This is a genomic window from Streptomyces sp. MS06 (assembly GCF_047200655.1).
Classification (GTDB): Bacteria; Actinomycetota; Actinomycetes; order Streptomycetales; family Streptomycetaceae; genus Streptomyces.
In genome coordinates this window covers 1-24362 of sequence record NZ_JBJZOJ010000069.1, presented here as the reverse complement: position 1 = coordinate 24362, position 24362 = coordinate 1, and the positions used below count along the sequence as shown (strand labels likewise).

17 protein-coding genes and 1 pseudogene are annotated in these 24362 nt (G+C 72.5%); 7 read left to right on the top strand and 11 right to left on the bottom strand.

The window, feature by feature from the left end; genetic code table 11:
* Window positions 1–100: 100 nt before the first annotated feature.
* Together ACL02U_RS28150 and ACL02U_RS28145 are read left to right on the top strand one after the other, a co-directional pair.
* Window positions 101–664, top strand: a complete 564-nt coding sequence (locus tag ACL02U_RS28150) for a DUF6082 family protein (RefSeq protein ID WP_412793786.1) — start codon at window positions 101–103, stop codon at window positions 662–664.
* A gap of 359 nt (window positions 665–1023) precedes the next feature.
* Window positions 1024–1263 carry a hypothetical protein gene (locus ACL02U_RS28145; protein ID WP_412793785.1) on the top strand — a complete coding sequence of 80 codons (240 nt, stop codon included), beginning with the start codon at window positions 1024–1026 and terminating at the stop codon, window positions 1261–1263.
* A gap of 153 nt (window positions 1264–1416) precedes the next feature.
* Here ACL02U_RS28145 and ACL02U_RS28140 read toward each other — a convergent pair whose 3' ends face one another.
* Window positions 1417–2595 carry a citrate synthase/methylcitrate synthase gene (locus ACL02U_RS28140; protein WP_412793784.1) on the bottom strand — a complete coding sequence of 393 codons (1179 nt, stop codon included), beginning with the start codon at window positions 2593–2595 and terminating at the stop codon, window positions 1417–1419.
* Between the two features lie 109 nt (window positions 2596–2704).
* On the opposite strand from ACL02U_RS28140, the gene ACL02U_RS28135 reads away from it, so the two are divergent.
* From ACL02U_RS28135 to ACL02U_RS28120, 4 genes are all read left to right on the top strand, one after another.
* Window positions 2705–4105 (top strand): citrate/2-methylcitrate synthase, encoded by a 1401-nt coding sequence (locus ACL02U_RS28135; protein ID WP_412793783.1) that lies wholly within the window; start codon window positions 2705–2707, stop codon window positions 4103–4105.
* 86 nt (window positions 4106–4191) lie between these two features.
* Window positions 4192–5145 (top strand): sucrase ferredoxin, encoded by a 954-nt coding sequence (locus tag ACL02U_RS28130; RefSeq protein ID WP_412793782.1) that lies wholly within the window; start codon window positions 4192–4194, stop codon window positions 5143–5145.
* A 187-nt stretch (window positions 5146–5332) separates the two neighbouring features.
* Complete coding sequence (locus ACL02U_RS28125; protein WP_412793781.1) at window positions 5333–7225, top strand: ATP-binding protein; 1893 nt, start codon at window positions 5333–5335, stop codon at window positions 7223–7225.
* A 257-nt stretch (window positions 7226–7482) separates the two neighbouring features.
* Window positions 7483–7989, top strand: coding sequence for a suppressor of fused domain protein (locus tag ACL02U_RS28120; RefSeq protein ID WP_412793780.1), 507 nt, complete (start codon window positions 7483–7485; stop codon window positions 7987–7989).
* A 140-nt stretch (window positions 7990–8129) separates the two neighbouring features.
* Here the strand turns inward: ACL02U_RS28120 and ACL02U_RS28115 are convergent, their stop codons facing one another.
* From ACL02U_RS28115 to ACL02U_RS28100, 4 genes are all read right to left on the bottom strand, one after another.
* On the bottom strand, window positions 8130–8813 hold the full coding sequence (locus ACL02U_RS28115) for a maleylpyruvate isomerase family mycothiol-dependent enzyme (RefSeq protein WP_412793779.1): 684 nt from the start codon (window positions 8811–8813) through the stop codon (window positions 8130–8132).
* 584 nt (window positions 8814–9397) lie between these two features.
* Entirely contained in the window at window positions 9398–10990 is a 1593-nt protein-coding gene (locus tag ACL02U_RS28110) for a cation acetate symporter (protein ID WP_412793778.1), read from the bottom strand.
* Window positions 10987–11541 (bottom strand): DUF485 domain-containing protein, encoded by a 555-nt coding sequence (locus ACL02U_RS28105; RefSeq protein WP_412793777.1) that lies wholly within the window; start codon window positions 11539–11541, stop codon window positions 10987–10989. The genes ACL02U_RS28110 and ACL02U_RS28105 overlap by 4 nt, the downstream gene beginning before the upstream one ends.
* Window positions 11542–11736: 195 nt before the next feature.
* Window positions 11737–13860 carry a DNA gyrase/topoisomerase IV subunit B gene (locus ACL02U_RS28100; RefSeq protein ID WP_412793776.1) on the bottom strand — a complete coding sequence of 708 codons (2124 nt, stop codon included), beginning with the start codon at window positions 13858–13860 and terminating at the stop codon, window positions 11737–11739.
* 441 nt (window positions 13861–14301) lie between these two features.
* Here ACL02U_RS28100 and ACL02U_RS28095 point away from each other — a divergent pair, with 441 nt between their 5' ends.
* Window positions 14302–14532, top strand: coding sequence for a hypothetical protein (locus ACL02U_RS28095; RefSeq protein WP_412793775.1), 231 nt, complete (start codon window positions 14302–14304; stop codon window positions 14530–14532).
* A 103-nt stretch (window positions 14533–14635) separates the two neighbouring features.
* Here the strand turns inward: ACL02U_RS28095 and ACL02U_RS28090 are convergent, their stop codons facing one another.
* From ACL02U_RS28090 to ACL02U_RS28065, 6 genes and pseudogenes are all read right to left on the bottom strand, one after another.
* The gene (locus ACL02U_RS28090; protein ID WP_412793774.1) at window positions 14636–15502 is read right to left on the bottom strand and encodes a S1 family peptidase; all 867 of its coding nucleotides are present in this window, start codon (window positions 15500–15502) and stop codon (window positions 14636–14638) included.
* Window positions 15503–15986: 484 nt separating this feature from the next.
* Window positions 15987–17531, bottom strand: coding sequence for an RNA polymerase sigma factor (locus ACL02U_RS28085; protein WP_412793773.1), 1545 nt, complete (start codon window positions 17529–17531; stop codon window positions 15987–15989).
* Window positions 17532–18035: 504 nt separating this feature from the next.
* Window positions 18036–18926 (bottom strand): FadR/GntR family transcriptional regulator, encoded by an 891-nt coding sequence (locus ACL02U_RS28080; RefSeq protein WP_412793772.1) that lies wholly within the window; start codon window positions 18924–18926, stop codon window positions 18036–18038.
* A gap of 165 nt (window positions 18927–19091) precedes the next feature.
* On the bottom strand, window positions 19092–21212 hold the full coding sequence (locus tag ACL02U_RS28075) for an ATP-binding cassette domain-containing protein (RefSeq protein WP_412793771.1): 2121 nt from the start codon (window positions 21210–21212) through the stop codon (window positions 19092–19094).
* A gap of 145 nt (window positions 21213–21357) precedes the next feature.
* A complete protein-coding gene (locus tag ACL02U_RS28070) occupies window positions 21358–22116 on the bottom strand; it encodes an NUDIX hydrolase (protein WP_412793770.1) in 759 nt (252 codons plus the stop codon).
* Between the two features lie 130 nt (window positions 22117–22246).
* A pseudogene (locus tag ACL02U_RS28065) lies at window positions 22247–24164 on the bottom strand (glycogen debranching N-terminal domain-containing protein).
* Between the last annotated feature and the right edge of the window lie 198 nt (window positions 24165–24362).

The window sequence follows — 24362 nt, the reverse complement described above, 5'->3', positions numbered from 1 at the left end:
AGCCGCTCGGCACCCTGGAGGCGGCAAGCGCCGCTCGACGGTCCGTGTCAGCCGGCCTGCTGCCGGTGACGGGCGGGCGGGCGGTCGCCCGACTCGCAGGTTGACATGGCCACACAGAAGTCTGGGGCCGGAGGCTGGACACGCCGTCGCCGCCGGTCTGGGGCTGCTGACGGGCGCCCTGACCGTACTGACGGTCCGGCACCGCACGCTGTCCGCACTGCGCCTGCGGCTCGACCGCCTCGAGGAACAGGTGAGGCACGGCCATCGCCACGCCGACCTGGCCAATCAGCAGCATCTGCACTGGCAGTTGCTGAGCAAGGCGATGGACAGCCCGGAACTGGCGGAGGTGCTCGACATCTTCGAGGTGCCGGCGTCCCCGCACCGTCTGCGCCAGTACCTCTTCGCCAACGCGCTCTACACCAACGCGCTGCTCTACTACCGGATCGGCAACATCGACCGGGACGAGTTCTTCGGCTATCTGCGGGGTCTGCTGCAGAACCCCGTGGTGAGGGAGTACCGGCACGCGACGCGCGGGCAGCGGGCGACACTCGCCGAGGGCTCGGACGAAGCAGAACTCGGGCGCATGGTCGACGAACTGCTTCGGCAGCTCCAGGAGGCGGAGACCGACGAGTGGTGGGTGGTGGGGGACCCTCCGGTCGACTGACCGGCGAACACCGGCCCGCCTCCCGCTCGTCCGCCGGAACCGGTCACCCGCGAACCGGTTCCCCGCGAACCGGTTCACGCGGGGCGCCCGAGGGGCCGTCCCGGCGGAAGGGCGGCTTCCGGCGCTCCGCGGACACGACCGCGCCCGCCTCCGCACCGGAAACTCCCCTCTGCGGCCGTAACGGATGAAAACCCCAGTTGTGTCTGTCGCCAATGGAGTTGACTCACGCCAGACCGCGTCGAGCGACTCCACAAGACCGTCGCTCACGCCGCCGGATGACGAGCGCACCCCACAGGGCCGCCTCCACCCCGCGATCGTTCTGCGCAAGTTCTTCAGACGTGAGACCAGAGGAAACCGCAGTGAGTGAGATCATCCGTCGGATCGGTGCCTCCCCCCGTGCCCGGGGAAGCGTCGGCGGAGGGAACTGCCCCGACATCTTCGAACTGGCCGACGGAAACTTCGCCGTGATCGGCACCGACGTGACCGAGAAGCTCGACGGGGGTCTGCCCGCGGACGCCTCCCGCGGTGAGCACGAGAGAATCGTGGTGATCACCCGGGAAACGCTCCTGCGAGCCAGGAACGACATCCCCGACCTCTGATCCGCAGAGGCCGGGCGCGTCGCACGTCGGCGGCGCACACGCCTTCGGGGCCGACCTCGCGGCGGCCCCCGCAGTCGCACCGCGGCCGCCCGTCCCGGACCGCCGGGGCGGGCGGCCGCTCCGCGTCGGCCCGCGCCACCGGGAGCGGGCGGGTCACCGCGCGTCCGGCACCCGCACCGGGGCCGCGGGTCCCACGTACCGCGCCAGCGGGCGGATGATCTTGGGGTCCTCGGCCTGCTCCAGGATGTTGGCGCTCCAGCCCACCACCCGCGCCGCCGCGAAGGTCGGCGTGAACATCTCGCGGGGCAGACCGCACAGTTCCATGACCACTCCCGCGTAGAACTCGACGTTGGTGTGGAGTTCCCGGCCCGGCTTGAGTTCGGCGAGGATCGCCTCGACCCGGCGCTCGACCTCGACGGCGAACTCCACCCGAGGTCCCCCGAACCGCCGGGCGATCTCGCGCAGCAGGCGCGAGCGGGGGTCCTCGGTGCGGTAGACCGCGTGACCAAAGCCCATGATCCGCTCCCCCGCCAGGACCCGGGCGCGGATCCAGGGGTCGATCCGGTCCGGAGCGCCGATCGCGTCGAGTGTGTCGAGGGCGCGGCTCGGCGCACCGCCGTGCAGGGGTCCCGACAGCGCCCCCACCGCTCCGACCAGGCAGGCGGCCAGGTCCGCGCCGGTCGAGGCGATGACCCGGGCGGTGAACGTCGAGGCGTTGAAGCCGTGGTCGACGGTGGAGATCAGGTACTGCTCGACCGCTCGCGCGCGCTCCGGTTCCGGCTCCTCGCCGGTCAGCATGTAGAGGTAGTTCGCGGCGTACGGCAGGTCCTCGCGCGGCTCGACCGGTTCCAGTCCCCTGCCCAGCCGGTACAGCGCGGTGAGCAGCGTCGGCACGGCCGCGGCCGCGGCGAGGGCGTCCGCCCTGCGCCGGTCGGCATCGATGTCGTAGACCGGACGGAAGCCGCGGGCCGCGCCCAGCAGCGACAGGGCCGTGCGCATGCCGGCGAGCGGCCCGGAGGGGCCGGCGGCCGCGGCTATCGCGGGCAGCGCTCCGCGCACCTCGTCGGGCAGCCGCCGCAGGCCGGCGGTGCGCCTGCCGAAGGCGGTACTCCGTGCGCCGTCCGGGAGTTCGCCGTGGACGAGGAGGTACCAGACGTCCTCGAAACCGCGGCCCCGGGCGAGGTCGACGGCGGAGTACTGCCGGTAGTGGTAGAAGCCCTCGCCGCCGCGGACGTCGCCGAGTTCGGTGTCGGTGACGACGACACCGGCGAGGCCGCGCGGGACGTCGAGCGGGACGTCGAGACGGGCGGGTGCGGACCGTGTGACGGACATGTTCTGCCTCCTTGCACTTGATGAAACTGTCCATGGTTGACTTCAATGTTGTCAACATTGATTCAATCAATCTCATGTCAACGTCCGACGGGACGACTACGGTGGCTCCATGCACGATCAAGAACCGGTTTCGGGGCAGCCGGAGCGGCGGCTGAGCACCCGGGAGGCCGCCGAGTTCCTCGGAGTGAAGCCCGAGACGGTCTACGCCTACGTGAGCCGCGGCCAGCTCAGCAGCCGGCGCACCCCCGGCGGTCGGGGCAGCACCTTCGACCCCGGTGAGCTGGCGGCGCTGGCCCGGCGGACCAGGCGGGAGAGCGCGGCGGGACCGGCCTCCGGCGGCGAGCTGTCCGTGCGCACCCGCATCACGCTGATCGAGAAGGACCGCTACTACTTCCGCGGGGTCGACGCCACCGAACTGGCCTCCCACCGCTCCTACGAGGAGATCGCCGAGTGGCTGTGGACGGGCAGCCCGCACCCCGGCGCCGCCTTCACCGCGCCCGAGGCGTCCGTGGCGACGGCCCGGCGGGCGGTGAACGCCCTGCCCGCGCACAGCGGCCCCACCGACCGGCTCCGCGTCGCGGCCGTCGCCGCCGCCGCGGCGGACCCGCTGCGGTTCGACCTGTCCGAACAGGCGGTGCTGGGTACCGCACGCGTACTCATCCCCACGCTCGTCGCCGCACTGCCTCCGGCCCCGCCGGAGGACCGCACTCCCCCGGGGCCGGGCGGCGGAGGCGGCACGGAACGGCACCGCGCGGCTCGGACGGAACCGCACCACGGCGATGTCGCGCAGCAGGGCCGCGGCGCCGGCCCGGAACCGGACGACGGCGTGCCCGCACCGCCGGACGACGGCGACGAGGGCCCGATCGCCCGCCGCCTCTGGAGCCGGCTCACCGCGAACCGGGCCGACGAGACCGGCGTGCGGGTGCTGGACACGGCGCTCGGGCTGCTGGCGGACCACGACCTGGCCGCCTCCACCCTGGCGGTGCGCGTGGCCGCGTCGGCCCGCGCGCACGCCTATGCTGCGGTCTCCGCCGGACTCGGCGTGATCGAGGGACCGCTGCACGGGGCCGCCAGCGGGCTCGCCCACCGCCTCCTGCTGCAGGTCCTGGAACAGGGATCCGCCGGGCCGGTGATCGCCGAGGAACTGCGGGCAGGGCGCCGCATCCCGGGACTGGGCCACCGGCTCTACCCGGGCGAGGACCCCCGTGCGCGTGTCCTCTTCGGTCTGCTGGAGCAGATCCCGCGCGCCGAACCCGCGCTCGCGGCCGCCCGGGACATCGTGGCCACCACCGCCCGCCACACCTCGCTGCACGCCAACGTCGACCTGGCCCTCGCAGTGCTCACCGCCGCCACCGGCATGCGGCCGACGGCGGGCGAGACGATCTTCGCGGTGGCCCGCACGGCCGGCTGGATCGCGCACGCGCTGGAGGAGTACGGCGAGCGCCCGCTGCGCATGCGTCCCAGCGGCCACTACGTGGGCCCGCGACCACCGCAGCCGATGCCCGGGTAACGCGCGCCCGGCCCCGGCGGCATCCCCGAACAGCTCAGGACCCGGCCGAAATTCGCCTTGCGGAGAGTCAGGTTAGGCTCGCCTGTGTGAGTATCTGCGCGACCGCATCCCGGAACCTCGGAGAGCCGCTGCCGGGGACCGCGGCGACGGCGAGGACCTGGCTCCTGCTGGAGCAGCCCGGCCCGTGGGGCGACAGGGCACTCACTTCGAGCCACCTGGACCCCTCGCTGGGCCGCGCGCTGGAGGCCGCCGCGCTCGGTACCGGAGTGCGCCTGGCGCTCATCAGGCGTCCCGGCCGGCACGCCGATGTGGACGCCGGCAAACCGGCGCAGCGCCGGGTGTACGCGGCCCACATCCTGCCCGGCCGGGCCTGGCTGCACACCGCCACCACCGACGCCCCCCGCCGCCTCCTCGACCTCGACTTCGCCGCGCTGGGCGCGGGCGACCCCGCGTCCTTCGACACCGCCCTGCTCGGAGGCCCCCACACGGGCCACCCGCTGGCAATGGTGTGCACCAACGGCAAGCGGGACCGCTGCTGCGCCCTCCTCGGCCGCCCGCTGGCGAACGAGCTCGTCGCGTCCGGCGTACCGGGGGTCTGGGAGGTCACTCATCTGGGCGGACACCGCTTCGCGCCGACCGTGCTGGTCCTGCCCTACGGATACGCCTACGGACGCGCCCAGGCCCATGCCGTCAAGGACGTGCTGCACGCGGCCGGGGAGGGCCGGATCGTCCTGGAGGGCTGCCGGGGTGCGTCCGCCTGGGAGCGGCCCGGCCAGGCGGCCGAACTGGCGGTGCGCCGGACGGCCGGCGAGCACCGTGCGGAGGCGCTGAGCGTGCTGCGCACCGAGGGCGCGGCACCGAACTGGCGGGTGACCGTCGCCCACACCGACGGCCGCCGCTGGCGGGTGCTCGTCCGCGAAGGCGCCTCGCTGCCGCCCCGGCCTGAGAGTTGCGGCGCCGCCCTGCCGGGCGCGCCCGCACGGATGGACGTGCGAGCGGTGCTGGAGTCGGCGTCCGCGGCACCGACGCTCCCCTTCTGAACCGGTCCCCACGGCCCCGGACCGGGCCGATCGGCTCCGAACGGGGCCCGCTCGCCGCGCGCGGGACGGGACCCGCCTTGGGCCGGAGTTTCGTCGGGAGGTTGGGGACCCGCTCACCGCGCGCGGGCCGACAGGACGCTCCACACCCCCTGCCGCCGCGGCCCCGCGTCCACGTACCGTCGTGGCCATGCGTCCCACTCCCCCCGCCCGCCGCCGGCGCCTCGGCCTGCCTCGACGGGTGTTCTCGCAGGTGCTGCTGATGCAGGTGGTGATCGCGGCGGGAGTCGCCGTACTGGTGACCGGTCTGTTCCTGGCCCCGCTCAGCCACCAGCTGGACGACCAGGCCATGCACCGGGCGCTGGCCATCGCGCAGACCACCGCCGAGCAGCCGCAGATCGCCGAGGACCTCCAGCACACCGACCCCACCCCTGACGGACCGGTGCAGCGGGAGGCGGAACGCATCCGGCACGCGACCGGCGCCGAATACGTCGTGATCATGAACCTTGCGGGAACGCGCTGGTCGCACACCAACCCGGCGGAGATCGGCCATCACGTGTCGACCTCACCCCGGCTACCGCTGTCGGGCCAGGAGGTCATGGCGATCAACACCGGCACCCTCGGCCGCACCGCCCGCGGCAAGGTGCCCCTGCGGGACGCCGACGGGCACATCGTCGGCGCGGTTTCCGTCGGCATCGCCTACGACAGCGTCCGGGCACGTCTGATCAGCGCGATCCCCGGACTGCTCGCCTACGCGGGCGGTGCGCTGGCCGTCGGCACCCTGGCCGCCTGGCTCATCTCCCGGCGGGTCCAGCGGCAGACCCGCGACCTCGCGTTCTCCGACATCTCCGCACTGCTCGCGGAACGCGAGGCGATGCTGCACGGCATCCGCGAGGGTGTCGTCGCCCTCGACCGGACCGGACGGGTGCGCCTCCTGAACGACGAGGCGCAGCGGCTGCTGGCCGTCGACGGCGAGGAATCCGTCGGCCGGTCACCCGACGAGGCACTGGGACCGGGACGCACGGCCGACGTGCTGGCCGGCCGGGTCACCGGCACCGACCTGCTGACCGTACGCGGGCACCGGGTGCTGGTCGCCAACCGGATGCCCACCGACGACGGCGGCGCCGTGGCCACGCTGCGCGACCGCACCGAGCTGGAGCAGCTCGGCCGCGAACTCGACGCCACACACGGGCTGATCGACGCCATGCGCGCGCAGGACCACGAGCACGCCAACCGCATGCACACCCTGCTCGGCCTGCTCGAACTGGAGATGTACGAGGATGCCGTGGAGTTCATCGGTGAGGTGGTCGGGGACCGGCGGGCCACCGCGGACCGGATCACCGAGCAGATCCGGGACCCGCTGCTGGCCGCGCTGCTCGTCGGCAAGGCGACCGTCGCCGCCGAACGCGGCGTCGTCCTGTGGATCTCGGACCGCACCCGGCTTCCGGACCGGCTGGTGGATCCCCGGGGACTGGTCACCGTCGTCGGCAACCTCGTCGACAACGCGTTCGACGCCGTCGCCGCCACCCCGCACGCCCGCGTGGAGGTCGAACTGCGCGCCGAAGGCCGTGCCGCCGTGCTGCGGGTGCGCGACACCGGCCCCGGCATCCCCGCCGAGCACCGCGAGTCGGTCTTCACCGCGGGGTGGTCGACGAAGGAGCCGCCCCCGCACGGCAAGCGGGGCCTGGGCCTGTCGCTGGTGCGCCGCCTGGCCGAGCGGCACGGCGGACGGGCCATCGCCGGAGAGGCCGAGGGCGGCGGCGCGGAGTTCACCGTCGTCCTGCCGGAGGCACTGACCGAGCCGGAGGGGGCGACGGCGCAGGAGGAGCCGCCCGAGCCGGAAGCAGCGCCCGGGCCGGAAGCAGCGCCCGGGCCGGAGGGGGCCGCCGCTGCGGCGGACCGGGCCCGGCCCGAGACGGCTGCCGCGGCAGCGGCAGCGGCCGGGGCAGCGGCAGCGGCCGGGGCAGCGGCACCGCCCGGGGCAGCGGCACCGCCCGGGGCGAAGCAGCCGCTAGCCGGGCCGGGGGCGCCGGACGTCCTGGAGGCGCCCGCGCGGACCGCCGGCCCGGAGGACTCCCCGTGACGGAGCCGGGCCGCCCGCCCAAAGCACCTCCTCGACCGTCCCGGGCCCGGTCGCGGGCCTCACCGTCCTTGGCCCCTTGGCCTGGCCCGCATGTTGGGGTGTCGTGTGCTCGTGGCTGACGTCGGCAGTCTCGTGACGCTGAGTGAGCCCTCAGGGGCGGTCGATCGCGGTGCGATGATCGCGCGATGGGCAATGCGAGCGTGTTGGCTGCGGAGGCAGTCGAGTCACATGTCCGAGCGTTCTTCGAAGGACACCCGGTGGAGGTCGTCGACTTGGAGCTCGGGCCGGGACGGCGAGAGGTGGCGCCCGATCTGCGAGTTCTCGTCGTGGGGGCCGGTCCCCGCAGCGACGGCTGGGCGTACGTGACCGCCGGCTGCTGGGCGGCGATGGAGAAGGACGGCCACGGCCTCGAGTTCGTCATGACCGCACACGTCCGCGACCAGCGGTTCATCGAGCTCATGGCGAGGATCGCCTACTACCACTGCGGCGGGCATCAGCTCGACCTGGAGCACAGCATGCCGATCGGTGAACCGTGGGTGCCGGGGTCGACCTGCGACCACCTGCTGATCAGCCTGCCATGTCTCCACGGACCAGGCCTTGAACACTGTCCCGTTCCCGAGGGCCACGCCCGCATCCTGTGGACCCTGCCCGTAACGACGGCCGAGATCGAGTTCCGCAGGCGTCACGGACACGAGGCGTTGGAGCAGCTCTTCGACGAGGCGGAGATCATCCCCACCGATCCTTTCAGGGCGTCGGTTGTCTGAGTCTTCGTCCCCCGACGGTCACCGACTGTGGTCGCCAGGGGCATATCGCTCCAGGTTCGCTTGTGATTCCACCGCCGGCCGAAGCGCAACCCGCGGCGTAGAGCATGACCGTTCGAATCACGAACAGAGCCATGCGGGTGTCAGCCCAGGGCGAGCCATCGGATGCCGAGCTGTTCGATCTGCGTGGTCTCCGGTTCCGCCAACGGCTCGCGGCCGGTGGCTTTGCGCAGGAAACGCGGCCGGCTCCACCCCAGTGTGTCGGCGGCCGCCATCTGCTCTGCGCCGAGGAGCAGCCCCAGCACGGCGTCTCCGGCCGACGAGGTGAGCCAGGGTGCGCATCCGAGTGCGTCAGCCAGGTCGAGGCCGTGGACAGCGACTTCGACGACTCGAGTGAGCAGGAACTCCGACAGGAGCATGGCGTCGCCATGACGTGTCCGGACGGTACGGTCGGCCGGCTGGGCCCGGCACAGCCGGTCGACCCGCCGCCAGGTCGCGGCGAAGACCTCGGCGAAGGCGGCACCGTCGGTCGGCTCTGCTGCCCGGTCCTGAGCCAGAGCGATCCGGGCTCTGTCGGTCCGGGGTGAGAAGCGGTCGTCCGGGCGGTAGTACTCCGCAGCGGAGATCCCGGCCTCATCCGGGGCCGACGCGTCCAGTATGCCCGGAAGCCAGTCGATCACGACGCAGATGTGCCCGAGCAGGTCGCGTACGCTCCAGGGGGTGCAGCGTGTAGGGAAGTTCCACTCAGCCTCGGACAGCCCTGACACCGCATCGGTGAGCGCCCCGGATTCGCGGCGAAACGCTTCGAGCACACGGTCCTGATCCATTCCGGTGACGCTACCAACCGGACGCAATCGGGGACCCGGTTCGGCCACGACCTGGGCTCGGCACGCGGGGATCTCAACGGCGCAGGCCCGTCCGCCGATATGCATCGTCCCGTCAGGGCCGGGTCCACGATGATCTGGGTCCCGCCGCTTCGGGCACCGCGACAGCTCGCCCCCGACCGATTGTCGGCGAGCCGGATCACCACTGCGGAACCGCTGCTGGATCGTCGATGGGCTCGTACTGCGCCCTACGACGCTCCGGATGCCGCTTCCCACAGGAGTCGCAGTGATCCCGCGTTGCCCGGCCGGGTACTCCCCCCCAACAGCACCACGGGTGGGTACCCGCCCGGGAACCGGCCGATGGAACGGACCGTTGAATCGTTCTCAGCGGCGCTTTCGGTACCTCGGCTGCACCCACCCGGATCCGGGCCGGGCTCCACGACCCGCGCGGGGCCTCGGCCGCCCGACGAGGGACCCCCGCGACCGGCGAGTCCCGCGGGCTGCGGACGCGAAGCGCGCCCGTGGAGCCCGCGGCCCTGAGGTGCAGGAAGCGGTGCGAGATCGGTGGCGGTGAGGTACCGGCGGCGCTAGACCGCGCCGGCGCCCGTGAGCGACCGCACCTCGACCTCCGCGTGCCTGGCCTCGTCGGGGATCTCCGCCGAGGTGACGGTGCCGAGCCAGCCCGCGACGAAACCGAGCGGGATCGACACCAGGCCCGGGTTGCGCAGCGGGAAGTACTGGAAGTCGACTCCCGGGAACAGTGACTGGGGACTCCCCGACACCACCGGGGACAGCACGACCAGCACGACCGCGGGAACCAGGCCGCCGTACACGGACCACACTGCGCCGCGAGTGGTGAAGCCACGCCAGAACAGCGAGTACAGCAGCACCGGGAGGTTCGCGGAGGCGGCGACCGCGAAGGCGAGGCCCACCAGGAAGGCGACGTTGAGTTCGCGGGCCAGCAGGCCGAGGGCGATGGCGAGGACTCCGATGCCGACCGCCGCGACTCGTGCCACCGCCACCTCGCTGCGGGGCTTACCGCGCCTGCTCCGCAGGGACGCGTACAGATCGTGCGCCACGGACGCGGAGGAGGCGAGGGTGATCCCCGCGACGACCGCGAGGATGGTCGCGAAGGCCACCGCGGTGACCACCGCGAACAGAACCGTTCCGCCGGTGGAGTCGGGCCCGCCACCCAGATCGAGGGCGAGCAGCGGCACCGCCGTGTTGCCGGCCGGGTTGGACCGGCGTACGGCGTCCGGCCCGACGAGCGCCGCGGCACCGAACCCGAGGACGATCGTCATCAGGTAGAAGCCGCCGATGAGTCCGATCGACCAGACCACCGAGCGCCGGGCGGCCCGCGCGGTGGGCACGGTGTAGAAGCGCGAGAGGATGTGCGGCAGTCCGGCCGTGCCCAGGACGAGCGCGAGCCCCAGGCTGATGAAGTCGAGGCGTGCCGTCCAGCCGCCGCCGTACTTCAGTCCCGGTGCCAGGAAGGCGCGACCGTGGCCGCTGCGCTCGGCGGCCGTGGTGAGCAACCGGTCGACGTCGCCGTGGAAGCGCAGCAGCACCAGTGCGGTGAGGGCGACCGTACCGCCGAGCAGCAGCACCGCCTTGACGATCTGGATCCAGGTGGTGGCCCGCATCCCTCCGAGCGAGACGTAGAGGACCATCAGCGCCCCCACGCCGATGACGGCCCAGGCCTGAGCGGTTCTGCCGGAGTTCCCGAGGAGCAGCGCGACCAGGCTGCCCGCCCCGACCATCTGTGCCACCAGGTACAGGACCGACACCGTCACCGAGGAGGTGCCGGCCGCGATCCGCACGGGCCTCTCCCGCATCCGGGCCGCGACCACGTCGGCGAGCGTGAACCTGCCGCAGTTGCGCACCAGTTCGGCGACCAGGAACAGCACCACCAGCCAGGCCACGAGGAACCCCACCGAGTAGAGCAGCCCGTCGTAGCCGAACAGCGCGATCACTCCGGAGATGCCGAGGAAGGAGGCGGCGGACATGTAGTCGCCGGCGATGGCAAATCCGTTCTCCATGGGTGAGAAGAGCCGACCGCCCGCGTAGAACTCCTCCGCGGAGCCCTGCCGGTGACGGCTCACCCAGGTGGTGATGGCCAGTGTGATCGCGACGAACACGCTGAACAGGAGCAGTGCCAGCGACTGGTGGTTCCCGCTCACAAGGCACCACCGCGGGCACCCCGCGTCAGTTCCTGGGTGTCCCAGCGCAGGTCGAGTGCGGCCCGGTCCCGACGCAACCGTGCATGTCGGGAGTACGCCCAGGTCAGCAGGAAGGTACTCAGGAACTGTCCGAGCCCCGCGAGCAGCGCCACGTTCACCGCGCCCGCCACCGGGCGCGCCATGAGCCCGGGCACGGTCGTCGCGGCCAGGACGTACGCGATGTACCAGGCGAAGAACCCCGCGAAGGCCGGAATCACGAAGCGCCGGTAGCGGCGGCGCACCTCCTGGAAGGCGGCGCTGCGCTGCACTTCGAGGTAGACGTCCGCGGCTGCGACGCCCTCCCGGTCCCCGCGCATCGCGGGAACGGCGGCCACCGGCGCGTCTCCCTCGGCCGACTCACCCCAGCCAGAGGCGAGCGCGTCGTACCAAGGGTCCTCGTACCGCGGGTGGCCGGGGGCTCCGGCAGTGGTCGGCACGGACCGTTCGCCCGGTGCTTCGGGGTTGTCGGGGCCGCCCTCATGTGCGTGTGGGCGACGATTGCTTGGCTGCATGCCCAAGGATGGACAGAACGGGAAGATCCCCGGCTTCCCTTCCCCGCCCTCTTCACCCCATCAGGTGACTGAGCGTGCCGGTGGCCGTGCCCCCCTGCGCGTACGCGTGACCGAACGTCCCGAGGTCTGCCCGATACCCGCCCGAGGTCTCGCGCGACCCGGGCCGCTCGCGCAGCCCGGGTCGCCGGACGGGCCTCAGGCGTCGATGCGCGACCGGTCCAGGGTCGCCGCCGAGCCCGAGATGAACTCCTTGCGCGGAGCGACCTCGTTCCCCATCAGCAGGTCGAACACCTGCTCGGCCGCTTCGAGGTCGGACAGGTTGATGCGGCGCAGTGTGCGGTGGCGGGGGTCCATCGTGGTCTCGGCCAGCTGGTCGGCGTCCATCTCACCGAGACCCTTGTACCGCTGGATGGAGTCCTTGTAGCGGATCCCCTTGCTCTGGAACTCCATGAGCTTGTCGCGCAGCTCGCGGTCCGAGTACGTGTAGACGTACTTGTCCTGGCCCTTCTTCGGCTGGATCAGCTCGAGGCGGTGCAGCGGCGGCACCGCGGCGAAGACGCGGCCGGCCTGGACCATGGGCCGCATGTAGCGCTGGAACAGCGTCAGCAGCAGGCAGCGGATGTGCGAGCCGTCCACGTCGGCGTCCGTCATCATGATGATCTTGCCGTACCGGGCGGCGTCGACGTCGAAGGTCCGGCCCGAGCCGGCTCCTATCACCTGGATGATCGCGCCGCACTCGGCGTTCTTGAGCATGTCCGTGACGGACGACTTCTGTACGTTGAGGATCTTGCCGCGGATCGGCAGCAGCGCCTGGAACTCGGAGTTGCGGGCGAGCTTGGCGGTACCGAGCGCGGAGTCGCCCTCGACGATGAACAGCTCGCTGCGCTCGACGTCGTCGCTTCGGCAGTCGGCGAGCTTGGCCGGCAGCGAGGAGGACTCCAGAGCGGTCTTCCGGCGCTGGGCGTCCTTGTGCTGACGCGCGGCGATGCGGGTGCGAGCGGCGGCGACCGCCTTCTCCAGCACCACGCGCGCCTGAGCGGCGGCATCCCGCTTCGCCGAGGTCAGGAAGGCCTTGAGCTCCTTGGAGACCACGTTGTTCACGATGCGGCGGGCGGCCGAGGTGCCCAGCACCTCCTTGGTCTGGCCCTCGAACTGCGGCTCGGCCAGCCGGACGGTGACGACGGCGGTGAGCCCCTCCAGGGCGTCGTCCTTGACGATGTCGTCCTCGGCGACGCGCAGCAGCTTCTTGGCGCGCAGGACCTCGTTCATCGTCTTGGTGACGGCCTGCTCGAAGCCGGCGACATGGGTGCCGCCCTTGGGCGTGGCGATGATGTTGACGAACGACCTGGTCGTCGTGTCGTAGCCGGTCCCCCAGCGCAGCGCGACGTCGACCCCCAGCTCGCGGGTGACCTCCGTGGGCGTCATCTGCCCGTGGTCGTCGAGGACCGGGACGGTCTCCTTGAAGGAGCCCTGCCCGGTGAAGCGGAGGATGTCGCAGACGGCCTTATCGGTGGCCAGGTACTCGCAGAACTCGCTGATGCCTCCGTCGAAGCGGAAGGACTCCTCCCCCTTGCTTCCGCCGTCGCCGAGCCCGAACTCGTCGCGGACGACGATGGTCAGGCCCGGCACCAGGAAGGCGGTCTGCCGGGCCCGCTGGTGCAGGGTGTCCAGGGACAGCCTGGCGTCCTTGAGGAAGATCTGCCGGTCGGCCCAGTAGCGCACCCGCGTGCCGGAACGGGTCTTGGGGACCTTCCTGACCTTGCGCAGACCGCTCTTCGCCTCGAAGCGGGCATCGGGTCCCGCCGAGTCGAAGGCGCCGGGCACGCCGCGGCGGAAACTGATCGTGTGCGTGTGCCCACCGCGGTCGACCTCGACGTCCAGGCGTGCCGACAGCGCGTTCACCACGGAGGCGCCCACGCCGTGCAGACCGCCGGAGGCAGCGTACGAACCGCCTCCGAACTTGCCGCCGGCGTGCAGTTTGGTCATGACGACCTCGACACCGGAGAGTCCGGTCTTGGGCTCGACGTCGACCGGGATGCCGCGGCCGTTGTCGCGGACCTCCACGGAGCCGTCGTCGTGGAGGATCACCTCGATGCGGTCGCCGTAGCCGCCCAGGGCCTCGTCCACGGCGTTGTCGATGATCTCCCACAGGCAGTGCATCAGACCGCGGCTGTCGGTCGACCCGATGTACATCCCCGGGCGTTTGCGCACGGCCTCGAGCCCCTCGAGGACGAGCAGATGCCGCGCGGTGTAGTTGGAACCGTCCCGGTCTGCTCCTGCCAGCAGCGCTGTGGACGGCACGGACGTCTCGGCGGTCACGCGGTTCGCTCCTCGCTGAATTTCAGATGGGGCCCTGGTGGGTAAGGGCACGGCTTCGGTAGCCGCACAGAGCGTACCGAGGCCTGGTAGAGCCGTTGTAACGCCACCCTCTCGAGAATCACAGCCTAGTCCAGACTCGCATACGCGTTCGATCCCTCGAAGGGGTGAAGTACATATCACGTTCCCTTGGGGGCATGAACCATTTAGGCTCCGGGCACGTCCTCATGAACAACCGGCAACCCGGCCGGGAGGGCGGACCATGACCGACAGCGCGAAACCGTAAGACACGACAGACACGCAATACGGCACATTCGCCGCCAAACCGGCAGCAGCCAGCCACTTCGGAGAATTTTCCGAGGAGAAGCCGCGAGCGGGAACGTTTTGGGGCTGGTTGGATGTTGACCCTGGTACGACAGCTCGTCGAGCTAGAGAAGAGGCGACGTGACTACTGTTCTGACCCCCGCGAGCCCGCTGACGGCCGCTGATCGCTGCGACCGCTGCGGCGCCCAGGCATACCTGCGCGTCGTCCTGCTGAGCGGCGGAGAACTGCTCTTCTGCGCCCACCACGGTCGCAAGTTCGAGCCGGAACTCAAGAAGATCGCCGCCGAGATACAGGACGAGACGGAGCGGCTCACGGCCGTTCCGGCAAGCGCCACAGAGGAAGAGCGCTGACCCCTCGTACCCACGACGAGCCGACTCCGGCACCGGTCGGTACACGGGCGGCCACCCCCGACCCGGGGGCGGCCGCCCGCGCTCGTCGTACCGCAGAACCCCCTCAGCGGCCGCCTGACGCCCCGGCGCCACCGGAAGGGGCGCCGTAGCGCTGGAGCACCCTGAGGACGTCGGAGACGCGCGTGTAGACGCCGGGCTTCCCCGGTCGGCCGCACCCGCTCCCCCAGGAGACCAGACCTACCAGCCGGCCCCGGGCCACCAGCGGACCGCCGCTGTCCCCCTGGCAGGCGTCCGGGCCCCCCTGGGGCTCCCCGGCGCACAGCATGCTCGCGGCGGCATAGGTGCCGTCCGCGCTCCCCGGGTAGGCCTGCTCGCACAGCGCGTCGGGCAGCACCTGGACGCGTGCCGCCCGGAGGCGGGTGGCGTAGTCGCCGCCGCCCGTCGTGTCCCCCCACCCGTAGACCATCGCGGCCGTGCCCGCGGCGTAGGCGGGGTCGCCCTCGGCCGCCATCCCGATGACGGAGTCCGCCGGAAGGTCCTCGGCGAGAGTCAGGACGGCGAAGTCGCCGGCGTTGCCGACCGGGTCGTAGTCGGGGTTCACCCACACCCCGCTCACCGCGACCTCCCGGCCCTGCCCCGAGAGCAGGTGCGTGCGCCCCTCGATGACCTTCAGATCCCGTGCCGCGCCCGGCGGAGCCCCCAGAACCTCCTCACCCATGCAGTGGGCGGCGGTCAGCACGGTGCTCGGACCGACCACCGCGCCCCCGCAGAACTGGCCCGCCCGGGTACCGCCGAACCGGTCACGGCTGGACAGCGCGACCGTCCAGGGACTCTCCGTCACGTCCACCGGGAATCCTCCGACGACGACGCTGCCGGCGGACGCCGGCGCCGGGGACACCAGCGGTATCGCCAGTGCGATGGCCACCAGGGCCAGCGGCCGGGTCAGCACCCGGGCAAGAGAACGTCGCATACCTTGCACCTCACTCTGGGTTGATTGCCAGGAACCCAGAGTGATTCAACCCTCTCCGTACCGCACCCGGGTACGTTTCGGGCGTATCGCGCCCCGAGAGTCGGCGGGCGGGGGCCGCACGGTGCAGTTCCGCGTCTCGCGTCTCGCGTCTCGCGTCTCGCGTCTCGCGTCTCGCGTCTCGCGTCTCGCGTCTCGCGTCTCGCGTCTCGCGTCTCGCGTCTCGCGTCTCGCGTCTCGCGTCTCGCGTCTCGCGTCTGCGGCAGCGTCGGCTGCCGCCGCCTCGCGAGGACCGCGTGCCCGCATCGGCTTCGGCGGTGCGGGCGGACGGGAAAGACCCGACCCCCGAGGACCGTCGGGTCCTCGGGGGTCGGGTCAAGGCACGAGGCCGGTCCCGCCGACGGCGCCCGGAGCCGGGGCCTGCATCGGCCGCCGGGGAAGCACGGGGCTCGCCCCACGCCCTCCGACGCCGCCGGGGCGGTCGCGGTCAGTCGAGGTAGTCGCGGAGCACCTGCGAACGCGAGGGGTGCCGCAGCTTGGACATGGTCTTGGACTCGATCTGGCGGATGCGCTCACGGGTGACGCCGTAGACCTTGCCGATCTCGTCGAGGGTCTTCGGCTGACCGTCGGTGAGACCGAAACGCATGGAGACGACTCCCGCCTCACGCTCGGACAGGGTGTCCAGGACGGAGTGCAGCTGCTCCTGCAGCAGTGTGAAGCTGACCGCGTCGGCCGGTACGACCGCCTCGGAGTCCTCGATCAGGTCACCGAACTCGCTGTCGCCGTCCTCACCCAGCGGGGTGTGAAGCGAGATGGGCTCGCGACCGTACTTCTGGACCTCGATGACCTTCTCCGGGGTCATGTCGAGTTCCTTGGCCAGCTCCTCTGGGGTGGGCTCGCGGCCCAGATCCTGGAGCATCTGGCGCTGCACCCGGGCGAGCTTGTTGATGACCTCGACCATGTGCACCGGGATGCGGATGGTACGGGCCTGGTCGGCCATGGCGCGGGTGATCGCCTGGCGGATCCACCAGGTGGCGTACGTGGAGAACTTGTAGCCCTTGGTGTAGTCGAACTTCTCCACCGCGCGGATCAGACCGAGGTTGCCTTCCTGGATGAGGTCCAGGAAGAGCATGCCGCGGCCGGTGTAGCGCTTGGCCAGGGACACCACCAGCCGGAGGTTGGCCTCCAGCAGGTGGTTCTTGGCCCGGCGGCCGTCCTCGGCGATGATCTCCAGCTCGCGCTTGAGCTTCGGCGCGAGCTTGTCGGAATTGGCCAGCTTGTCCTCGGCGAACAGGCCCGCCTCGATGCGCTTGGCGAGCTCCACCTCCTGCTCGGCGTTGAGCAGCGGGACCTTGCCGATCTGCTTGAGGTAGTCCTTGACGGGGTCGGCGGTGGCGCCGGCTGCAGCGACCTGCTGCGCGGGCGCGTCGTCCTCGTCCTCGTCGGACAGCACGAAGCCGGCGTTCTCGGTGCCCTCGGGCTCCTCGCCCGGCTTGGCCTCCTCGGTCGCCTCTTCCTCGACCAGCTCGGCGCCGTCCTTCTTGGCGGTCGTCTTCTTGGCCGCCGTCTTCTTGGCGGTCGTCTTCTTGGCCGCCGTCTTCTTGGCGGTCGTCTTCTTGGCCGCCGCCTTCTTGGCGGGAGCGGCTTCCTCAGCGGGTTCGACGGCGGGCTCGGCGGGCGCGGCCGGGGCAGCCGGGGCGGTGGCGGTGGCCTTCCTCGACGTCACCGCCTTCGCGGCGACCGCCCTGGTGGCGGTGCGCTTGGCCGGGGTCTTCGCTGCGACGCTCTTTCGGGTGCGCTTGTTGGGCTCCGCGGCACTGACCATCAGCGTCACACCCTCTTCCTCGAGGATCTGGTTGAGGCTGCGCAGTACGTTCTTCCACTGAGTGGCCGGAATCTGGTCAGCTTCGAAGGCCCGCCGCACATCGTCGCCGGCGATCTGCCCCTCAGCCTTTCCCCGCTCAATGAGCGCCATGACAGAGACGGACTCGGCGATCTCCGGCGGGAGCGTACGGGATGTGCTGGCCGACACGAACAACCTCTCGGAACGTTGGAAAACGGCTTCCGGCACCGTCCGCAGGGGACAGGAGCCGACCGCCGGCTTGGGGATGGGCCGACGGCGCGGGCTGGGGCCGGGAAGGATCACAGCACCGAAACCGGCGTCCGTATTCCCTTCGCGGCAGTCACCTCTTAGGTCATCGCGCTGCTCCCACGAGCGTTACGCCCAATCTGCGTGGCCCGAGTCACACCCCGTAAGCATCCATAAACAATCATAAGCGGACACATGTGGTCACCGGTGTCCTGAGGGGACGGACCGTCGGATCGCCCGCCGCACCCCGCCGGGCCGCGCCGCGCCGCCGGACGGCCACATCACCGACCCCGACGGCGTCGACCGGTGGCGGTCGGGGCCCGCAGCTCCTGACCGGCGATGCGGGCCCCGACCGGGCGACGATCACGGCCGGACGTCGCCACGGACGGCCGGGGGACGTCGCCACGGGCGGGGTGACGACTCCGACCGGGCAGCCTCGGTGCGCAGTCAGTGCTCGCGCGGGGCCGGAACCACGCGCTCCACCTCGGGATGAACCGTGAGCAGTTGCCGCATGGCCGACTCGGCGGCCCCGCCGTCACCCGAGGCGAGGGCGTCGACGATCCTGCCGTGGTGCGCCAGGCTCGCCTCACTCGGCCGGTCACAGCCCGTGACCGGCCCACCCGACACCTGGAGGGCGGCGGACACGATCCCGGAGAGGTGTTCCAGCATGCGGTTCCCCGCGACCTGGATCAGCAGCGCATGGAACTCGCTGTCGGCACGGGAGAAGGTGAGACCGTCACCCTGCCCCAGCGCATGGCCCATGATCTCGACCATGTCGGCCAGGCGCTGCTGCACTTCCTCCCGTCCGTGACCGGCGGCGAGACGCGCCGCGAGCGGTTCGATCGTCCAGCGCAGCTCGGTCAGCTCGCGCCGCTGATCGTCGCGCTGCGGCCCGAAGGCGCGCCATTCGATGATGTCCGGATCGAGGAGGTTCCAGTCGCTGACCGGACGCACTCGCGTGCCCACGTTCGGGCGGGCACTGACCAGCCCCTTGGCTTCCAGGACCCGGAGCGACTCGCGGACGACGGTGCGGGAGACCTCGAAGCGCTGCCCGATCTCCTCGGGCACCAGGGGGCGGTCGGCGCCCAGGTCGCCGGAGACGATCATCTGTCCCAACTGCTGTACGAGTTGGCCGTGCAGCCCGCGCCCGCGGCTGCCCGCCGTACGCCGGCCCACACGCCCCAGCTCCGAGTGGTCCGCGCCGTCCCAGGAGGGAGGTCCGACGCGGTCGGCGGCGGGCGTCTCGGCGTACGGATAGCGGTCGAGTTCGCCCGGAGCGGCGAGACCGGAGTCTGCGGAACGGGCGGCGGTCATCATGGTGTGCGCAAGGGTACTCACGGGATTGTTTGTCGGCGCTGCCGCCAACTCCCTTGAGGGCTTTGGTGAAAAGCACACGAAAGGGTGATCGCTCACCCCGTCGTAATTGACGCCTTATCGGAAAGAATCGGGCATTCCTTGAGGAGTTGTGGGCGGCCGGGGTCCGACAGGGCCCGGCCGGGGCCGTCATCGGACCCGGCCGCGCAGGGTGGTGAGCAGATACGTGCAGAGCAGAGCGGTCAGTGACAACGTCAGAGCCCCGCCCACGGGTTGGACGACCAGGCGCGCCACGCCGGTGAGCCAGCGCTCACCGCCGAACGGCCAGAACCCCAGGAACATCTCGCGCACCCGGACGGGCAGTCCGGCCGCCGTCCGCACGTCCACTCCCTCAAGCCCCTTGTGCACCAGGGGCACCACGAGAATCGGGACCGCGATGACGGCGGCGAGCCCGGCGGTGGTGGACCGGAACACCCCCGCCGCCAGCGCCCCGGCCCAGGCGCAGCCGATGACCAGCCCGATCCAAGCCGCGGCCGTCGCAGGCCACTGAACGGGAATCCGGGAGACCTCACCTCCGTAGACGAGGTGGAGCACTTCGGCGTCGCAGCCCACCGCGAGGAGCGCCAGCACGAGGGCGGTGAAAGCGGAGACGAGGAGCTTGGCCGCCAGCAGTCCGAGCCGGCGGGGGACGGTGCCGCGGTCGGTCGCCAGTGCGGGGTGGCGGAACTCGTCCCCGAACGCCCATGCGCCGAGCAGTCCGGCGCCGAGGGCGGCCGGGGGAAGCGGAACCTCCCGGGGCCAGGCGGCCAGCAACCGCCCCTGCGACGTGTGGCCGAGGTGCGCCAGCACCACGGCCGTGACCGCGGACAGGAGCAGCACGACCGCAGACGTGAGGAATCCGGTGCCGACTCCGGCGGCCCGTCGCAGTTCGTAGCGGAGCGGCCGCAGCGGACCGGGGGCGGGACGGACGGAGATCGGCGGCAGGGCGGACGGCACGGCCCCGGAGCCGAGGGCCCGCTGTCCATGGGACCGGCGTGAGCGGGAGCCGGAGGCGTGCCCGTCGAAGTCGGCGGTACTGCCGCATGCGTCGCGTACCGGCGTCACGGGCGCCGGGTGCGCGCTCCCGTCTCCCGTGGCAGGGGCCGGCGACGGACCGGTGGCCCCGGCAGCGGCCGCCTGCGCCCCGTGCCCGACGGGCGGAGCGGCAACGCGGCCGGCGTCGTGCGCTCCGCGAGCGGGTTCCTCGTCCTCCCGGCCGGCGTGAGGCCGGGTCGGCTCCGCCGGCGCACCGCCGGTGTCCTGGAGTTCCTCCCGGGGTGTTTCCGCCCCCTGCCCGCCCGGATCCTCCGGGGCGCCGGAGGGCGGTGGACCCGCTTCCACGGTCAGGGCCTCCGCGGCGCCGCACAGCGCGGGCGGACGGTGGTCCGGGGCCCCGGGACCCATGTCGCCCACCTCGTCCGCGAGTCGGTGGACGAGGATGCGGTTCCGGAACGCGGTCTCGCCGACGTCGGCACAGGTGCTGCCGTACACCGAGAGGCGGTTGCCGCTCTCCGGGACGACCTCCACGGAGCAGCGGGCGGCGCGGGCCTCCCGGGCGAGGACCGCCGCCAGGCGGGCGGCCTGGGGGCTGCGGACGGCCACCCGGGGACGGAGTCGGGTGCGGGCGAAGTCCGCGACCTCCTGGTCGGCGACCAGCCTGCCCCGTGCGAGGGTGACGACCCGGTCCGCTTCTCGGGCGGCTTCCCTGGGGTCCTCGACGGAGAGCAGCACGGTGCCGCCCCGGGCGGCGTGCGTCCGCAGCATGCCGTAGAGCCAGCGGCTCTCGGCCGCGGACAGCCCTCGGGCCGGTTCGTCGAGGACGAGCGTGTGGGGGTCCGCGAGGAGAGCGCAGGCGAGGCCCAGGCGGCGGTCCATGCCGTGCGAGAGGGTACCCAGGCGTTCTTCGCGCAGGCCGGCCAGGTCGACGGCGTCAAGGATCTCGTCGGCCCGGCGCACCGGAACGCCGACCGCGGCGCACAGCATGCGCAGATGGCCGCGCACGGAACGGGCCGGATGTCCCGGGACATCCCCCAGCACCACCCCGACCTCCCGCGCCGGGTGGGCGATGCGGTGCAGCGGACGGCCTCGGAAGTGGGCGAGGCCCCGGCCCCGTTGAAGTCCCAGCATGAGTCTGAACGCCGTGCTCTTGCCGGCGCCCGGCGACCCGAGCAGCGTGGTGACGCGCGCCGCCGGCGCCGTGAAGGAGACGTCGTCGACGGCGGGCGGAAGGTCCTTGCGGGAGGTGCTGGTCAGTCCGAAGGCCTGGATCACCCGCAGCAAGATAGCGTGCCAAATCGCCCTTTTCGGGCATCTGCGAGTTATCGATCGGACACGCGGGCGCACCGGCCGCCGTTCCGGCGGCGCGCGTCGCCTGCTCCTCAGGGCAGCCGCGGACGTCCGGCGGCCGCTCCGGGCGTCACACCTCGGGGCGCAGCATCGGCGGGTTGAGCAGGGTGGCGCCGCCGGCCCGGAACAGTTGCGCGGGGCGACCGCCCTGACGTGTGGTGGTACCACCGGTGGGCACCAGGAAGCCGGGGGTTCCGGTCACCTTGCGGTGGAAGTTGCGCGGATCCAGAGCCACACCCCAGACCGCCTCGTAGACGCGGCGCAGCTCACCGACGGTGAACTCCGGAGGGCAGAACGCGGTCGCCAGGGAGGAGTACTCGATCTTGGAGCGGGCGCGCTCCACCCCGTCGGCGAGGATCTGGGCGTGGTCGAAGGCGAGTGGCGCGACCGGTTCCCCGTCCCGGCCGTAGCCGCCCTGCTGGAGGAGGTCCTCCACCGGCGCCCAGCGGGCGTTGCTGGCGTCGCCGCCGGCTCGGGGCGCGGGCAGGTCGGGCGCCAGCGCGAGGTGGGCGACGCTGACCACGCGCATCCGCGGATCCCGCTTGGGGTCACCGTAGGTGGCGAGCTGTTCGAGGTGGGCGCCGTGCTCCTGCGCGGGCACGTGGGGGTCGTGCGCCGTCAGCCCGGTCTCCTCGGACAGCTCCCGTGCGGCGGCCTGCGCGAGGTCCTCGTCGTCGCGGACGAAGCCCCCGGGAAGCGCCCAGCGCCCCTGGAAGGGGGACTCACCCCTGCGCACCGCCAGCGCGCACAGGGAGTGTCGGCGCACGGTCAGCACGACCAGGTCCACGGTGACGGCGAAGGGTGGAAAGGCTGACGGGTCGTAGGGCATGCCGCGATCATAGTCGTCTGCCTGACGATAAACACTCCCTTCGCCGGTCGGATCGATGGCTGATCCCCCTTCGCGCCCGCGCGCACCCGCTGCGTCCGCCGTCCGTACGTCCGCCCGCTTTCCCTCGAGGTCACACCCGTAGGCGCAGCCCCTCCGCCGCCTCCTCGACCATGGCGAGGCCGAGTCGGCTGACCCGCACCGAGAAGGGGGCGCCGGCCACCCTCAGCCCGGTCAGGGAGATCTCCCCCAGGGGGGCGCTGGACAGCGGCCGCAGCGTGACGGACCGGGCGGGGACGTCCGGGCGGACACCGGCGAGCGTGGTCAGCAGCAGCACACCCGCAGCGGCGGCTGCGGCCGCGGGCCGGCAGGCCGCCGGGTGCGGCAGGGGCGCCCCGCCCTCGCAGCGCTGCTCACCCGCGTACATCTCGGGGAGCCGATGACCGAAGGTCTCGGCGGCGTCCAGTACGCCTCGCAGCAGAGCGGCCGCCTCGCGCTCGTATCCGGACGAGGCCAGGCCGGCGACGGCGAGTGCCGTTTCCTGGACCCGGACGGCGCCGCCGCGGTGGCCGAGGGGGTTGTATCCGGGTTCCTTCGCGCCGAGTCCGCGCAGTCCCCAGCCGCTGTCCAGGGCGGGGCTCCCGAGCAGCCGGGCGAGGCGCCCGGTCTGCACCCGGTCCAGCAATCCGGGTGCCTGCTCCCCACCGCCGAGCAGACCGGTGTCGAGCAGGTGGACGGCCGCCGCACCCAGGTGCGGGACGACTCTGCCGTCCGGCGTGCGCGCCGCGGCTGGTCGGCCGCCGCCGGGGTCGTCGGTCCAGAACTCCCGCCGGAACGCGGACCGCAGCCGGTGCGCCCGCTCCCGCAGCTCGGCGCCGCCCGGCCGGCCGCAGGCGTCGAGCAGGTCGGCGCCGAGGAGGGCGGCGCGGTGGGCGTGGGCCTGGGTCTCGCAGCGGACCGGCGCCCGGGGGTGCGGGTCGCTCAGGTACGGGCCGTCGCCGAGGGCCGACCGCAGCCAGAACAGGGACCGCTCGGCCGCGGGCAGCAGTTCCTCCAGTTCCCGGTCCGGGAGTCCCCAGCGGCGGGCCTCGGCCAGCAGCGCGGGGAAGAGGAGGGTGGCCTCCGTGCCGGTGGACGCCGGGGGCAGGTGGACACCCGCGTCCCGGAGCGGTCCCGGAATCATGCCCGTCTCCGGGCCCGGGCCACCGAGCTGCGTGCGGGCGAGGATGCGCAGCGTGCCCGACGCCAGTCGGGGGCCCAGAGGCAGTGCCATCCGGGCCGCGGCGAGCGCCTCCGCCGGGGCCGGCCCGCAGCGCCATGGAGCACTGGCCGCGAGGTGGCTGTCGCGGGGGTGCGCCGGATCGCGCAGGGTCAGCGCACGCAGGTCCTCGATGCTCGTGCGGAGCAGGGGGCGGGCGCGCGGATCGTCGCCCTCGGCACATGCCGCTGCCAGCGGGGAGGCCGCTCCCCGACCCGCCGCCCGGGCCGGACCGGCCCAGTGGGGCCGCATCCGCAGCCTTACTCCGGCGCTGCCGCCGGGGGGGCACCGTGATGTCCCAGCGCAGCAGTCCCGCCGAGACCACGGCGTCCGCGGGCGCCGGTTCGGCCGTGACCGAGGCGGGGGTACCGGATCCCGACCAGCGCAGCCCCGCGCCGTGAACGACGGCCGGCAGTTCCGGCCCCTCACGTCCGGACGCCACCGACGCGAGGTCGGCGAGGTCCGTACCGAGCGCCACCTCGACCGGCAGGCGCAGCGGACGCCGGGACGCGCTGCGCAGTGTGATCAGCTCGGTCCCGTCCGCGCAGCGGGTCCGCTCCACGACGAGGTCCGGGTCGGGGCCGGGTTCCGGAGAGACCCGCAGAGTGCCGACGAAGCAGGCGCGGTCGGGGCCGGCCATCCGTGCCTGGAGGGTGAGCGGTTCACGCCCGGCCACCCGGACCTGGCAGCGGGAGAGCACCCGCCGCCCCGCGTGGTAGAACCCTCCGGGTCCCCGGCCGGTGAGTTGCGCGTGCTCCGTGGAGATCGCCAGGTCCGGAAGCGCCACGCAGATCAGGGCGGCGTGGACGGGGGGCGGTTCGCCGGGGCGGTGCGGAGGTGTTGTCGGGGGTTCTTGCCGCGGGGCGCCGGACGGTGCGAGGGGTGCGGCGGGACCCGGCAGCGGCGCTCGGTGTTCCGGCCCGGCGGGCCGGGGGTGCCTCTATGTCCTTCGTCAAGCCTGGACTGGTCATGCGACGGCTGCTTCAGGGAC